Origin of the sequence: Paraglaciecola sp., from assembly GCF_039943935.1 — a bacterium.
Classification (GTDB): Bacteria; Pseudomonadota; Gammaproteobacteria; order Enterobacterales; family Alteromonadaceae; genus Paraglaciecola.
In genome coordinates, this window is sequence record NZ_JBDUZQ010000004.1 from 83,250 (window position 1) to 98,790 (window position 15,541).

The following is a 15,541-nucleotide window of genomic DNA, read 5'->3' on the forward strand; positions in this document are numbered from 1 at the left end:
TTTTGTTTTATTTTAATTATTAATTTTAAGCTCAGAGGAGCGCACATCCATGAACACACCGTTTTTTAAAATCATAAAGAATGTGAGCCAAATTACGCTCTTTCTTGTGACTACATTTGTCGCCAGTGCAAGTGCAGGTGAGCAAAAAGATCCACAGTTACTATTAGAGAAAGTCACTAATACAACCTTTAGTAGAATTGAACAAGAACAGCAAATTATTCAATCAAACCCTGACCATTTACGGGTCATTATCGAACAAGAGCTAATGCCTCATATTGATTACAAATTTGCTGCGTTTAAAGTACTAGGTAAACATTTTAGGTCAGTACCTAAAGCGCGAATCCCAGAGTTTGTGGAAGAATTTAGACAGTATTTAATCTCTAACTTTGCGGTAGCTTTGGCAAGTTATGGTGGCCAAGAGTTAATATTTGAGCCGGTTAAATATGATGACAGCGCAAAAAGTATGACAGTAAAAGCCATTATAAGAGAAGCGTCGCGTCCTGATATTCACATTAACTTTAAGTTACGTAAAAATAAGAAAACCCAAGAATGGAAAACCTACGACTTAGTTGCCGAAGGCATTAGCTTGTTATCTAGCAAACAAAGTGAATTTGCACCAATGATCCGCCAAGACGGTATTCAAGCGGTAATTGATGTAATGAAACAACAAAACAGTGAGCCGTTGACGGTTGCGGTTAACCGCTAATTGCAGCGAGTAGTTCTACGACTCACTATGTTGAAACGGGTTGTGCTTGATAAGCGTAACCCGGTTAAGGATTAGGTTTTACTTTTAGACCACTGCTTAGGATCTAATAAGTAACATTGTTTAAATTGCTCATACAACTTTGGGTGGTGATTTTCTAAAGGGTGAGGCTTTTCAAAAAAGGTCTCAGTGACCACGGCAAAAAACTCTGCTGGCGAAGTGGCCCCATAACTATCTATCACATCATCTATACCATCAGCCCATTTTTGTTGTTGTACTGCAAACTCTGCATTTAATACTTCTGACCACGCTTGGTATTGGGCTGCGGTTGGCAACATTGGTAGGCCATCCATTGCAGCATTTTCTTCATCTAACTTGTGGGCAAATTCATGCATCACCACATTACGCCCATCACGGCTGTCTCTTGCACCTTGTATTACATGACTCCAAGCTAAAATAATAGGTCCTTTGTGCCAAGACTCACCCGCTCGGGTACTAGTATCAGTAATGTGTAACATACCCTCGGTGCGGGTATTTTTAGCAATATAAGTATCTGGATAAACCAAAATACTTTGAAATCCAGGATAGTAGTTGCCGGGTCGTTTTAAGATAAGCACACAGGCCTGGGCTGCAATCAACACTCTGACTTGGTCGGTTATGTTAAAGCTATCGCGGCCCACTATCTCTTTTTCGTCTAAAAATATCTGAATATGTTGTTTTAATGTCTGCTGTAGTTCATCAGGCAAGCGGCGGTAAAGGGGAAAGTCATCTTCTAAAATCTGTGAGTAGGTCGCAGGAAATGGTTGGGCTCGCAGTTCAGTGCGCCTTTGCTGCTGTTTTTGAAGTGTGCGCTTATCTCGATAAAACCAATAGAGCATTATTAAAACAGGAATAGACAACAAGCAGTAAATCATAGTGTGAACCTTAGCATGGCGGATACTGATGAAAAGTCGGTGTTTAGTTTATCAAGTAATCTTGTTTGATGAGGGAATAAAAAACCGTGGCTTTTTATAAAGGGTAAGCACGGTGATCACATATTTTGCGATACAATAACCAAGTTACCTTTCTCGTACCCGTATCATTTTTTTATCAAACAAGGCTCAAAATGAAGATACTGCACACCTCTGACTGGCATCTAGGACAAAGCTTCTTCACTAAAAGCCGTAAAGACGAACACCAAAAATTTATTGAATGGCTATTGCAAGTTGTTGCAAAAGAGCAAATCGATGCCGTCATCATAGCCGGTGATATTTTTGATACGGGCACCCCACCTAGCTATGCCAGAGAGATGTACAACCAATTTGTGGTGGACATGCAAAAACTCAATTGTGTGTTAGTAGTGCTGGGCGGTAATCACGATTCGGTATCGACCTTAAACGAGTCTAAACAGATATTGGCCTGCCTAAATACTTTTGTGGTGGCAAGTACTGGTGTAACCACCGACGAACAAGTCTTTACTATTACCGGTAAACAAGGTGAGCCCGTTGCGATTTTGTGTGCTGTGCCTTTTATACGCGCTCGTGATGTGTTGCAAAGTACAGCAGGTGAAACCGGCCTGCAAAAACGCCAAGCACTAGGTGAGGCTATCAAGCAGCACTATCACCATCTTTATGACATCGCTTTAGCTAAAAAACATGCCTCTGGACAAGATTTACCTATTATTGCCACGGGCCATTTAACTGCATTAGGGGTAACGCAATCAGAAAGTGTGCGAGATATATACATAGGCACACTCGACGGCTTTGCTGCAGATGGGTTTCCGCCGGCTGACTACATCGCACTTGGGCACATTCATAAACCACAAATAGTGGCTAAGTCTGAACATATTCGTTATTGCGGCTCGCCAATACCACTTAGTTTTGATGAACTGGGTAAGCCTAAACAGGTGATGCTGGTGGAATTTTCTGGCGCTACAGTCAGCCAGTTACAGCCAATAGAGGTTCCTAATTTTCAACCTATGGAGGTCATTAAAGGTGACTTGGCGACTATTAGTGCTAGGTTGCAGGCTTTTGAGCAATCAAGTGCTAGTTCGTTACCTTGCTGGTTATGCCTTGAGGTAGATAGCCAAGACTATTTGTCTGACTTGCAAGAACGCATTCAAGGGTTAACCGCAGACTTAAACGTTGAGGTGCTGCAACTGCGCCGTTCTCGTAATCAGCGCCGTCAACTCTTGAATCAAGCCAACAACGAAACCCTAGCTGAATTAGCCCCTGAAGAGGTATTTGAAAAACGATTAACCATGGAAACCTTCGAAACGGAGCAAGAGCAAGCCACCCTTAATAAGGTGCGCCAAAGGTTTAAGCAAATACTCTCAGAGGTACAAGTACAGGGGAGTGAGCAATGAGAATTTTAAGCATACGTCTTAAAAATTTAAACTCATTAAAAGGCGAGTGGAAGGTGGATTTTACCCAGTCCCCTTTTATTGATAACGGACTATTTGCCATAACTGGCCCTACTGGGGCAGGCAAAACCACCTTACTTGATGCCATTTGTTTAGCCTTGTATCACCAAACCCCAAGGCTTGGGCAAATTACCAATTCAGCCAATGAAATCATGACTCGCGGCACAGCCGAATGTTTGGCTGAGGTTGAGTTTGAAGTAAAAGGTAAGGCTTATCGTGCGTTTTGGAGTATGCGCCGCTCGCGGGGTAAGGTCGATGGCAATTTACAGCCCGCAGATGCAGAACTAGCCGAAGTCAGCACGGGTAAGGTCTTAGCCACGCAGGTACGCCAAAAAAGTGAAGAGATAGAAAAAATAACAGGGTTAGACTTTGGGCGTTTTACCAAGTCTATGATGTTATCTCAGGGTGACTTTGCTGCATTTTTAAATGCCGACGAAAAGCAACGAGCCGAGCTTTTAGAAGAGCTAACAGGTACCGAAATTTACGGCAAAATTTCTATTCAGGTACACGAGCATTACAGCCAAACCAAGCAAACATTAAAAGAATTACAAGCGGGTGCCAATACCTTTTCTTTACTTAGCGCTGAGCAAAAACTCGGTTTGCAAACCGAACTTACTGAATTGCAAAACAAGCAAGTAAGTGTTGAAAAGCAAGTTAAGATTCACGAAAACCATATTAAATGGTGGGATAAGCAGCAAAGTGCTCAAAAAGGGCATGGCAATGCAACCACCCTTTGTTTACAAGCGAAGCAGGCTATTGCAGATGCCGAAGATGACTTGGCCTTATTGCAAAAAAGTGAACCAGCAGAGCGGCTACGCCCTAATTGGCAGCGCCTAGTTGAAGTCATAAGCCAGTGCCAAACCACTGAAGAACAGGTAAATGAGCATCAAAAAACAGAGTTAAGCTTGCAAAAACAGGTATCAGCGGCAAGCGATACACTCGCAACTGCGACCCTCGCTTTGCAAACGGCTAAGAATAATCAGCTTGCCCAAGAAAAGCTTATTACCGAGCAAGTGATACCGTTAGATAATCAAATTACTCACCTCCAAGAAAACCTAAATAAACAGCAGCAACACATCGCAGAGACGCTGCAGCAACAACATCTGTCAGACTCAAATAAACAGAGCTTAAGTAAAGAGTTAGCCGAATTAACCGAGCAGCAGACCCAAGTACAAGATTATTTGAATGAACATGCAGCTGATAGCCAAGTGGCTGAACATCTCAGTGGCTGGACAGCGGCCCTTGAGCAAATTAAGCGAGATCAACAAAGCGCGCATGGGCTACAACAGCAAACCGTTACCTTAGAACAACAGGTTAACGAGAACAGCCAAGCTCAAAAGCTAATTAACCAAAAATGGCAAACCCTTAATGAGGGGGTTACTCAGCAGCAAGCGGCCTTTGCTAATAAACAAGCAGAGTACCAAGCATTAAGCCAAAGCTTAAGCGCGGCAGATGCTGAGCAACAACAAACACAGCTTAATAATCTGTGGCCAGAGTTGCTTAAAGCTCAAGATATACAGCGCCGAGCACAACAGCTAATCACTGCTAAACGTGACGACCAACAAAAGCTATTATCGAGTCAAGAGAATGCAGAGTCGCTAAGTCGCGAGCGCACCTCGTTACTTCAAGCATATCAAGAACAAGCTCAGCACTGTAAAGACCTAACGCGCTTAGTGAGTCAAGAAGAGCAATTAGCCGAATACAGAAAACACTTAGAAGAAAACGAGCCTTGCCCTTTGTGTGGTGCCTTGACGCATCCTAAAGCCGCTGACATGGAGCTGAATATTCCTGAAACTGTTACCAGACTAAAAGAAGCTGAAACTCGGCTTAGTCAATTAGAAGCAGAAGGCAAAGGGGTACGTGAAAAGCTAGACTTGCTGCACCTCAATATTGAGCAATTACAAAAGCAACTATCTGAACACGACACCCAAGAAGTGCAACTTAATACGCAGTGGCAACACTGCCTACAGGCCCTGCAGTGCGACCTTGCCATTAGCGACCAAGCAGGTTTGCAAAATTTCGAGCAAAACCTCAAGAGTCATCTCGACAAGGTGTCAACTCAGCTCAGTAACCTTAAGCAAGCCGAACAAGCATTACTTAGCTGCAAAGAATCACTTAACCAAAGCGAAAGAGAAGTAGATAAACTCAATAGCGAGCAAAAATTGCAAGAGCAAAGCCAACAAACCCTTGAGAAAAATAGGCAACACACCGCTACAGAATTAACCAAGTTAAATACATTCGTAGAGCAGGCTCAAACTAGATTAATGAACAACATTAAGGCTTTAAATTACGTATTGCCAGCGGAGCAAGAACTTGCTCAATGGCTACAAGTTAAAGAGTCTGATGTAAAAGTGTACCAAGATAAACATCGTCAAAATGAACTGATAAATAATAAAATTGTAGCTAAAAAACATGATTTGTCTGGATTTGAGAAGGTGTTAGTTGAGCTGGGTAAGCAATTACGTGTTATGCAGTTAGAAGAAGCTCGTCTTAAAGAAGAGTTGGCTAATGCAAGCCAACAGCGACAGCAATTGTTTGGTGAGCAAACTGTATTTAATGCCAGAGAAAACGCCAACGGGCGATTAACTCAAGCCGAGCAGTCTTATCAAGTGGCGCTTGATGCTCATAAGCAAATAGAGCGACAGCATGGCGACCTATTAGCCGCCATAAAAGTTAAATTACAACAGCAAACTGAGTTGCAGCAGTTGCGTAAAGAGCTAGCTGATAGGTGGCATGAGTTACTGACGAACAGCCCATTTGCGAGCCAAAGTGAATTTGAACATGCACTATTACCTGAGCAGCAACGCAGCGATTTGCTCACTAAAAAGCAAAGCCTAGACAGTCAATTACAAAAGGCCAATACCTTATTAGAACAATCAAAAACCGAGCTCAACGCCCTCAATAATGAACCCCAAGCAAGCACTTGGCAGCAAATACCGCAACAACAAGTGCAACTGTTACTGGCGCAACTACAAACTGAAAAAGACGCCTTAGTTGAGCGCAAAGGTGGCATTAGCAGTCAACTGCAAAAAGATGAAAACGAAACCGCGCGACAACAAACCCTGTTAGATCAAATCGCTGAGCAACAACAAGAGTATGACCAATTGAGCTATTTGCACGGCTTAATTGGTTCAGCTAATGGTGATAAATTTCGCCGCTTTGCGCAGGGCCTAACCCTAGATAACCTAGTCTACTTAGCCAACAAACAACTAGACAGAATACACGGCCGTTATTTACTTAAACGCAAAGAAGAACAAGGCTTGGCGCTTACGGTGCTCGATACCTGGCAAGGTGATGTAGAGCGCGACACCAAGACCTTATCGGGGGGCGAAAGTTTTTTAGTAAGCTTAGCGTTGGCACTGGCCTTGTCTGATTTAGTGAGCCACAAAACTAGTATCGACTCGCTGTTTTTAGATGAAGGGTTTGGCACTTTAGATGCTGAAACCTTAGATATCGCATTAGATGCCCTAGATAACCTCAACGCCTCTGGCAAGATGATTGGCGTGATTAGCCACATCGAAGCGATGAAAGAGCGCATTCCGACTCAGTTACGGGTAACTAAAAAGAGTGGTCTCGGGGTGAGTGAGTTAGAACGAGAGTTTGCTGTTGCGTAACCGCGTTGTTTGTTCATGGGCTTTGCCCACGAGATAAGCAGATACATAACGTGTAGTCGGGGTTTAGCCCGTCAGCCCATTTAACGGTGCGTATTACTTAGTAAATTAACTGCTCCCCTTTTATTTTATGCTAAACACTCAACAAGCCTCCAATTTGAAGAGGGATCTGCATAACAGCAATATCTAGGAAAATATCGTTTTTTCTCTATTTGTTGTATCTGTAAAAGGCAATAAAGTTAACCTGTACAATGGGTTAGTTGCCGTGATAGAAATGACTCATGTAGAAATATGGAAAAATTTCGTGTTTAAACAAGGAACTTTTCTGGATGCTCATATTGTTAAGTGCCTTAGGAGATTTCGGTGAACATAAAGTGGATATTATTTGCTTCAGCATTTTTTATAGCTCAGGTAAACGCAAGTGACTTGATTAAACTATACGAAGAGGACCAAGCCGTTCGAGCACATTTAAGAACCCTTCCAAATAGTGAAGTCAAAGAATACATCACTGAAATTATGCTTCCGGGTGACAAAGCTAGACTTTCTCAAATTGAAAGAATATTAGAAACTGTTGAAAATTTATCTTCTCAAGAATATTTTGCTGCAGCAATGATAATGCAACATGGTTCAGAGCTTAGTCATTATAAAAAAGCGATGGAGCTTTCACAGACATCAGTTTCGCTTGATCCCTCAAATACAAATGCTAGTTGGTTATCTTGTGCCGCTGAAGATAGATATCTTCTAAAACTTGGAAAACCTCAAATATGGGGTACCCAATTAAAAAGAAAAATGAATTCTGCGGGAACACATAATATTTACTATTTAGAAAACTTCGATAAAGATGCTCGCCCTGACGAGCAAAGAAAAGTGTGTGGTATACCAGTTTTGTCTGAAATTGAATCCAGGCTTGAGAAAATGGCGAATTTAAAGAATAGAAATAAACAATATAGTTTATGGAAAACGGGTACTTAACAAGTGCATCATGTCGGGAATTTTACTCGCTGAAAGCGCTCCAAAACCCCCTATATGTCAAGCGTTATTTTGCTGCAGACATCAGCTGTCGTCCCACTGTCGTGTGAATTTCGTAACCGACAATCGATTAAAACATGGATAATTTTCTCTCACATTGGTAAGGAGCCGAAATGATAGTCAAACGTCTTAGAGAAAAACGAAACTGGTCACAAGAACAACTTGCCACCTTAAGCGGTTTGAGTACGAGAACTATTCAACGCATAGAAAGTGGAAACAAAGCCAGTATAGAATCTCTCAAAGCCCTTGCCTCTGTGTTTGAAATTGACATTTCTAAACTTCAAGAGGAAATTATCGTGATAGACAAAACATCAAATGAATGGAAAAAAGAGTCGTTGTGGGTCAGATTTGCGTTTTGGGGAGTAAAAGCAAGAAAGCAAATTATTATGTTAGAAATGATAACAGTGCTTTTAGGTCTACTAACTTGGCTTATAAAACCTGACATATTAGCTACACCGGCATTTTTTCTTTTAGCTTACATCTTTTCTAATATGAAGCATTATATTGATACGAAAAAATATTGGTGAGTGGTGATGTAACAACTCACTTACTTCGTTTGTTGGAATGCGCACACGTGGGGCTGTTTCGCCATTATGCCCAATGTACGTGCGCCTCATATATGGAAGTTAGCTACCTTCAATGAATTTGACCGACAGATACATTCAATATTTAAATCAAGTTTCTTGGATGGTAGCGGAGATACCGCTTTTAGTCCCTCCGGCAATTGTTGCTTACCTCTTTTATCCAGATATTGACTACCCTGTTAGGCTGGTTATCGGTGGTTTTTTGTCAGTCGTAGTGGCACTGTTTAATAGCTACATTGGTGTTAGGGCAGTATTCAAAAAGGACATTGAAACTACATTTAACTTTTTAGTGCTGCCTTTTTCTATGGCTGTTTTTGTACTTTATTTCGGTTTTAACTAGAGAAAATGATGCACTCTGAGAGTTAAACTTTAGAATTACGACAATTGATTAAAGATGCTCGGTGGGCTATTTGGCTTTTTGTTATCGTTAATTTTTTTTTATTAGTTTTCTTTATATCTGACGATATTTTCAACGAATTTGTATTTGTGTTTTTATTTATTCAACTCGCTGTAGTCGCTTTTTGGTTGTTACCTGTCTTTGTTATCAGGTATTTATCAAAAAACTTCGAATTAAATTGGCAGTTTATAAAGCGTTGGCGTCGTACAAAGAAGCCCTAGGCCAAGTGTCGTGGTAGCGTCGCATAACAAGTGATTATGGCATATAGCTAACTTTTAGCTTTGGGTGCTTCTCGGAGAACCCCGCCTTTGAGCATATCTTTTTAGGGAATGCCCTTGGTTTGCGGGTTACATCAACCACCTAAGGTAAAGGGCGCTGAGCTAGGAAAAATGATGTGCTAAAGCCCAACCTACAGGCTTTTTATATTCTTTTTGTATACCAAGGGCATTGAGTGGAGTAATCATTTGCCTTGTAATAGGGCCCTTGATAAACGTCTATTCAAACGCCTACTTTAAATGTCTGCCACCATCTAGGTGTATAGTGCGGCCAGTGATGTAACGGCTTGCTAATAACCATTCAACGGTATTGATGGCTTCTTGAAATGAGCCTTCAGTTTGCATTAGGGATTTATTTCGAGCCTTTATTTTATAACTATCATCGTCATCTTCATTAAAGGCTAGCAGGGCTGGGGCGATGGCATTAACTTTAATATTTGGGCTAAAACGTTGGGCGAATGACAGGGTTAGGTTTTCTAGTGCGGCTTTACTGGCTGCATACGCAATATGCTTTTTACTCCCCTTAGATGCGACATAGTCACTGATGTGAATAATGTCGGTAAACTCATGGTCATCTATAGAAGTAAGAAGCGACTGAAAAGCTAGGTTTAACTGATAAGGTACTTCAGCATGGATGGTCATCATGTTACAGAATATTTGATGATAAGCGGTGAAATCTAAAGTCTTATTATCATCATGCCAGTCTGACGCGTTATGAATTAAGCAGTCTATGGTGTCGTTGTTGCTGATCACTGCTTTAATAAATGATTGGGTTTGCTGGTGGTCGTAAAAGTCTACTTGGTAGAGCTGCGCGCCCTTTGTTTGTAAATTTGTAACAGATGTTCTTTCGGTGCGATAGGTGCCTATTACCGTGTATTGTTTGGCCAAAAAATATTCGGCCAAACATAAACCTAAGCGTTGCCCTACGCCTGTTATGACTACCGTTGGCATTTACTTTAAAAATTCTTGTCGGGTAATCGAGTTTTGTTTGAAGCTGCCGCCAAGGGCAGTGGTTGAGGTATGGGAGTTTGTGTCCATCACGCCACGAGATTTAACGCAATAATGGGTTGCGTTTATTGATACTGCGACATTGTCGGTATTCAATAGTGTCTGTAGTGCCACTAAAATTTGTTGGGTTAGGCGTTCTTGTACCTGTGGACGCTGGGCAAAAAATCGCACTATACGATTGATTTTTGATAAGCCGATAATGCTGTCGTTAGGTATGTAAGCTACGCGGGCTGTGCCATCAATGGTGACAAAGTGGTGTTCGCAGGTGCTGGTTAAATTGATGTCGTCTACTTTAACCATTTCATCAAGCTTCATCTTGTTCTCGATGGCTGTGACTTTAGGAAACGTTTTGTAGTCTAAACCAGAGAAAATTTCATTAACGTACATTTTGGCAAGCCGATGAGGTGTTTCGCATAAGCTGTCGTCTGTTAAATCTAGACCAAGTGTGGTGACGATATCGGTAAAGCTGTCTTTGATTTTTGCGTATTTTTGCTTGTCGGTCAGCTCATTTTCAATCATAGGAGTTTCTAAGCCACGCTTAATCAGTGCATTTCTGACCTTTAATGCTTCTTGGCTCATTTGGCTGGAGGATTTGTTTTCACTAGCAATGCTCAAGGCCGCGGTTTTTGATGTCATGATTATTTCTCCTGTGGGCTGTTGCTGTGAATATCGAGTGACAGAGATACCGAATCTGCAAAACGCAGAGCATGGGGCTTGTCTATTTTTACTTTTGCATAGACAACATCTTGATGCTCATTACAAATATTGAGCACGTCTGCGACCAGCTTTTCTAGCAATAAAAAACGTCCAGATTCGACATGTTTTATAATGGCTTTGGTAATGGTTTTGTAATTTAGGGCATCAGATACCTGATCTTCTAAACATCCACTACTAAGGGGGTAGTGAATTTCAGCATTGATCACTATGTCTTGTTGTTTGTTCTTTTCTTCTTCATTAAACCCGATAAAGGTTCTGAGCCTAAGATTTGTTATTTCGATAATGGCGTTCATCTTAGAAGACGAAATTTTAGACGACTGATGAATTGGATTATCTGTTAAAGCGAAAGCAGGAGCATTCATTGCACATCTCTTCACTGATTCTTATATTAGCCCTAGTATACGCTCTTAATTTGGTTTTGGTTCATTTTAAGTGCGATTGTGGTCTGCGGGATCATACTTATTAATATAGGTTTTAAATACAGAATTTTAATTTTTGTTCAATAATCGTAGATAGGTGTTAATTGTCATTGCTAAACAGGTCAGTTTTTACAAGTGGAGTCTCATAATACCGTTGATTGGAACTGGGGTTACATATGTATCTGTTACTAACAAAGGTGACCGGCACTAATTAGCTTCGCTTGGTTTCAACTTCGTTAACGTTATTAATGATTAGGTCACGCAACCATTTATGCCCTGAGTCTTGCTCAAAGTGTTTATGCCACAGCAATACATACGCACCAGATTCAAAATCGATAGGCATGGGTAAAGTGCGAAGCTTAAAATGTGACGCCATTTGGTTGGCATGCCTAGCAGGGGCACATAACACTAAGTCACTTTGTTCACATAGGCTCATTGCACAATAGAAATCAGGCATTTCTATCGCAATATCGCGATATATATTCTGCTCTGTCAACACCTCATCTAACAACCATTGATCTAACCCGCCCATAATGACTTGGATATGCCTATAGTGTAAAAAACTCTTTAAGTCCCAAGTTTCATTTAGTGCCGGGTGGTCTTCCCGTACTAAACATAAAGAGTGTTCACGTATTAACGTGGTCTGATTTAAGTCATCAGGAATAAAACGCATATGCAGCGGCGAGCGTTGATCCAATTCGCGACATGCAATGCCTAAATCAATCTCACATTTGAGTAACTTATCAAGACTATGGGGCTCCCATGTTTGTGTCAGTAATCTTATATTGGGGGCTGTAGACAATAAATTGGGCATGAAATGAGGGAAGGTCAAAGAATATGCCGTATTCAACAAATCGATGCGAAAGTTACGATCGCTCACTTCAGGTTCAAAGGCTTTTGGCCGTGTAAATTGGTCAAATTGGGATAGTAGTTGACGCAATTGAGGTAACAATTCGATGGCTCGAGGGGTAGGTTTTAAACCTTGGCCTGTGCGCTCAAACAATGGATCTTCAAATATATCTCGCAGTCGCGCAAGATGCTTGCTAACAGCTGACTGACTCAAATTTAAACGCCTAGCAGCAGAAGTTACACTGTGTTCTTCAAACAAGGTGTTTAGAACATGTAATAGCTTTAAATCAAGATTTACCACAAATGTATATTCCATTTTAGAATAGTTGCAATCACAAAAATTCATTTTTACTCATAATGTTAATGCCATATACTTGCACTGTCTATAGTGGCAGCTTAATCTTCAGAGCAGTCCAATTTTCGGAGCAATGAATGGCACGCACAAGCTTATTACCCCTATTGATATTGATGGTGTTATTCAGCCCCTTAGCGATTGATATATTTTTACCGGCGCTGCCGATTATGGCGCAAGATCTTTCAGTATCATTAGTCACCATGAGTTGGAGCGTGACCATTTTTCTACTGAGTTTGGGGCTTGGGCAATTAGTAACTGGCCCATTAGCTGACAAATACGGCCGAAAACCAGTAGCGCTAGCAGGTGTAGTTGTTTACGGCTTATCGTCAGCGCTCATTGTCATTGCATCCAGCATTGAGCTGGTACTCATTTCTCGTTTACTACAAGGATTCGGGGCTTGTGCCATTGTAGTCGCAGCCTTTGCGTGTGTTCGAGATCGTTACGATGCCATCCAAAGTGGTGTGATGTATAGCTACCTAAACGGCGCTATTTGCTGCATTCCGGCACTCGCACCACTTTTGGGTAACCTACTGACTGAATATTTTGGCTGGCGCAGTAATTTTGAATTTATGGTTGGATACGCCGTTTTTGCAGGGCTAATAATTGCGTTTTTGTTAACTGAAACTCAGCTTAAAAAAACCGCGGCTGAAACAAAGTTAATCAACATCAATGCCTATGCAGATATTGTAAAACACCCTGTGTTTTTGTTTAACGCGGTAGTTGTGATGTTAGCCATGGCAGTGATTATTGCTTATGTCACGGCTGCACCGGGCTGGTTGATGGTGCACCTTGGGTTAGACAGAGAGGGCTTTGTGTTTTGGTTTAGTTTAAATGCGGTGTTAAATGTGGCTGCCAGTGTGCTAGCGCCAAAAGCATTACTCAAATGGGGACCTCGAATAACCATTGGTTTTGGTATGTTAGTGCTCGTTGTATCTGGGCTGTTAATGCTAGTGTTTTTGTCATGGCATCACCCCGCTGGTTTTATGTTACCCATAATGCTTAGTTCAGTAGGTTTTTCATTGATGATGGGGGCATGTGCTGGCCAAGCATTAGCTCCTTTTGGCGACAAAGCGGGTACTGCGTCGGCATTGTTGGGGTTTGCACAAATGAGCGGCGCATCTGTAATAGTTGGATTGTTACAACTAACTGGGCTCGATGCAGCACAACAGTTAATCGTATTAATGCTAAGTATCGTGCCTATGTATTGCTTATATAAAACACCGTCAATGAAGCAGAAAATTACCTTTAATGAGGAGGCTGTGACTTAATAATTTCTTTGGGTAGGTAACACCACATCAACGCAGTGTTGTAGATGGTCGTGCATACCATCTAGAAAAGGTCTCCTAGCAAATTCAAAAGATTGAAATGTGTCATGATTGATAACTCAAGTTGAATTCAATTTAGTTTATTCGACCTTGAAGCGATTAGCTTTGTTTTTCATCATTGATTATAGGCCATGAAAACTGATGCTTCCTGACTAAATAGAGCGCTCTAACTTATAGTAAGTTGCTGTTTTGCTAATTTTTACTTTGGGTGTCACAATGAGCTTTAGTAGGTGCTTCCATAAAACTAGCGGAAGAACTAAGACTTAAATATGAGACAAGAAACCTTTAACGTCAGCCTAGTGACGGAGATTTATTCGCAGTGAACACTAACTCAACACACCCTCTTGATGGTCTGCCCCATTTACCAGAAAAAAAACTCGATGAAGCCGGTAATCTATCGGCGGCTGACTTTACTTCTCCAACGCCATTTATAGTGCGGGGCATGGTGCGTGACTGGCCTTTAGTTCAAGCCGCACAGCAATCTTCTGATGCGCTTCGCTCTTACTTGCTCGGATTTTATAGTAATAAGCCTGTAATGGTGTCGAGCGGGCCACCCGAAAATCGCGGGCGAGTTTTCTATAAAGACGATATGTCTTTGAATATTAATATGCACAAAGCTGACTTACGTGAAATATTCGAAAAAATTGCTGCGTCTGAAGATGATGTAGAGCAACTATGCTTATACGTGGCAGCCGCGCATGTTGATACTTATTTCCCAGAGTTGCTTAAGGCTAATCCTATTGACCTTGGTGGGCAAACAGCTAATGGCTTTGCATGGATGGGCACACGCACACAGATTGCTCCTCACAATGACTCTACCTATAACTTAGCTTGTGTTGTTGGTGGACGCAGACGTTTTGTTGTATTTCCACCGGATCAGTTTCGGAACCTTTACCTTGGGCCCATCGATAATACGCCAGCTGGGCGAACTATCTCAATGGTGGATCTAAGTCAGCCCGATTTCAATAAATTCCCTCGTTTTAAACAGGCGCTAGAGGTTGCTCAAGTAGCAGATCTAGAACCGGGAGACGCGATTTATATGCCGCCACTTTGGTGGCATCATGTAGATGGTTTAGAACCTTTCAATATGCTAGTTAATTTTTGGTGGCGAGTTTCTCCGAAACACCTTGGTTTGCCTGCTCCGGCTCTGGATCATGCCATTCTTGCTATAAGAGACCTCTCTCAAAATGAGAGAAAATACTGGCGTGACATGTTTGATTACTACGTGTTCGATGCTACTGAAGACACCACAGCGCATATACCCCAAGACAAGCTAGGGCTACTAGGCTCGCTCACGCCTAAAACGGTGCAAACTATTCGTGCCAAGTTAAAAGGGTATTTTCAGCGCTAAAAAGTTTATTTACTGTAAGGAAACAAATGAAAAAAATTAAATTTATCGCTTACCTACTTGCCCCTTTAGTATTTTCTGTTAATTCTGTGGCTGATGAGTTTTCTTTTGGGTTAGGGGCAGGGAGTTTGTACAGCGGATTAGGAGCTAATATCGCGATGCGCTCAGATACAGACTTAAAGTACCTGTCTGCTGGATGTATAAGCTATTCAGATAGAGGCGGCTCTTCTTGTGGAGTAGGTGCTGGTTGGGTGACAACAGACTTGTTTGATTTTCAAAATTCTCAGCATGGCCTTGGCGCTTATGTGGGAGTGGTAGGCACTGAAAGCACTATTTTTAGGAAGGATGAAGCTATCTACGGTGCCGGGTTCGGTTATCATTATTTTTTTAATGGTATTGGAATCTCTGGAGCTAACGCTGGCTTTTCTTTTGTGGTTGGTGATGCAAAATCAGGCACTCACACTGGGTTAATGGCTCAGATAGGTTATCAATTCTAATTAGTCATCAATTACCCCTATTG

General features: G+C 41.6%; 14 protein-coding genes. 9 read left to right on the top strand and 5 right to left on the bottom strand.

Annotation, left to right across the window (positions count from 1 at the left end):
- The first annotated feature begins 49 nt into the window (after nt 1–49).
- Entirely contained in the window at nt 50–706 is a 657-nt protein-coding gene (locus ABJD71_RS02335) for an ABC transporter substrate-binding protein (protein WP_348163942.1), read from the top strand.
- 71 nt (nt 707–777) lie between these two features.
- On the opposite strand, the gene ABJD71_RS02340 is transcribed toward ABJD71_RS02335, so the two are convergent.
- Nucleotides 778–1,617 carry a M90 family metallopeptidase gene (locus ABJD71_RS02340; protein ID WP_348163945.1) on the bottom strand — a complete coding sequence of 280 codons (840 nt, stop codon included), beginning with the start codon at nt 1,615–1,617 and terminating at the stop codon, nt 778–780.
- A 191-nt stretch (nt 1,618–1,808) separates the two neighbouring features.
- Between ABJD71_RS02340 and sbcD the strand changes: the two genes are divergently transcribed.
- From sbcD to ABJD71_RS02365, 5 genes are all read left to right on the top strand, one after another.
- Nucleotides 1,809–3,047, top strand: coding sequence for an exonuclease subunit SbcD (sbcD, locus tag ABJD71_RS02345; RefSeq protein WP_348163948.1), 1,239 nt, complete (start codon nt 1,809–1,811; stop codon nt 3,045–3,047).
- Nucleotides 3,044–6,718 carry an SbcC/MukB-like Walker B domain-containing protein gene (locus tag ABJD71_RS02350; RefSeq protein WP_348163951.1) on the top strand — a complete coding sequence of 1,225 codons (3,675 nt, stop codon included), beginning with the start codon at nt 3,044–3,046 and terminating at the stop codon, nt 6,716–6,718. Before sbcD ends, ABJD71_RS02350 begins: the two co-directional genes overlap by 4 nt.
- 360 nt (nt 6,719–7,078) lie before the next feature.
- Nucleotides 7,079–7,687, top strand: coding sequence for a hypothetical protein (locus ABJD71_RS02355; RefSeq protein WP_348163954.1), 609 nt, complete (start codon nt 7,079–7,081; stop codon nt 7,685–7,687).
- A gap of 170 nt (nt 7,688–7,857) precedes the next feature.
- On the top strand, nt 7,858–8,271 hold the full coding sequence (locus tag ABJD71_RS02360) for a helix-turn-helix transcriptional regulator (RefSeq protein WP_348163957.1): 414 nt from the start codon (nt 7,858–7,860) through the stop codon (nt 8,269–8,271).
- A 112-nt stretch (nt 8,272–8,383) separates the two neighbouring features.
- Nucleotides 8,384–8,668, top strand: coding sequence for a hypothetical protein (locus ABJD71_RS02365; protein ID WP_348163960.1), 285 nt, complete (start codon nt 8,384–8,386; stop codon nt 8,666–8,668).
- Between the two features lie 563 nt (nt 8,669–9,231).
- Here ABJD71_RS02365 and folM read toward each other — a convergent pair.
- The 4 genes from folM to ABJD71_RS02385 form a co-directional block, all read right to left on the bottom strand.
- A complete protein-coding gene (gene folM / locus ABJD71_RS02370; RefSeq protein WP_348163963.1) occupies nt 9,232–9,951 on the bottom strand; it encodes a dihydromonapterin reductase in 720 nt (239 codons plus the stop codon).
- Nucleotides 9,952–10,644, bottom strand: a complete 693-nt coding sequence (gene folE / locus ABJD71_RS02375; RefSeq protein ID WP_348163966.1) for a GTP cyclohydrolase I FolE — start codon at nt 10,642–10,644, stop codon at nt 9,952–9,954. It lies immediately after the preceding gene.
- Between the two features lie 2 nt (nt 10,645–10,646).
- Nucleotides 10,647–11,018 (bottom strand): dihydroneopterin triphosphate 2'-epimerase, encoded by a 372-nt coding sequence (gene folX / locus ABJD71_RS02380; RefSeq protein WP_348110300.1) that lies wholly within the window; start codon nt 11,016–11,018, stop codon nt 10,647–10,649.
- Nucleotides 11,019–11,355: 337 nt separating this feature from the next.
- On the bottom strand, nt 11,356–12,339 hold the full coding sequence (locus ABJD71_RS02385) for a LysR family transcriptional regulator (RefSeq protein WP_348163969.1): 984 nt from the start codon (nt 12,337–12,339) through the stop codon (nt 11,356–11,358).
- 86 nt (nt 12,340–12,425) lie between these two features.
- Between ABJD71_RS02385 and ABJD71_RS02390 the strand changes: the two genes are divergently transcribed.
- The 3 genes from ABJD71_RS02390 to ABJD71_RS02400 all read left to right on the top strand — a co-directional run bounded on the left by ABJD71_RS02390 (nt 12,426) and on the right by ABJD71_RS02400 (nt 15,518).
- Nucleotides 12,426–13,616, top strand: coding sequence for a multidrug effflux MFS transporter (locus ABJD71_RS02390; RefSeq protein WP_348163972.1), 1,191 nt, complete (start codon nt 12,426–12,428; stop codon nt 13,614–13,616).
- A 376-nt stretch (nt 13,617–13,992) separates the two neighbouring features.
- Entirely contained in the window at nt 13,993–15,024 is a 1,032-nt protein-coding gene (locus tag ABJD71_RS02395; RefSeq protein ID WP_348163975.1) for a cupin-like domain-containing protein, read from the top strand.
- 26 nt (nt 15,025–15,050) lie between these two features.
- Nucleotides 15,051–15,518 (top strand): hypothetical protein, encoded by a 468-nt coding sequence (locus ABJD71_RS02400; RefSeq protein ID WP_348163978.1) that lies wholly within the window; start codon nt 15,051–15,053, stop codon nt 15,516–15,518.
- The last annotated feature ends 23 nt before the right edge of the window (nt 15,519–15,541 follow it).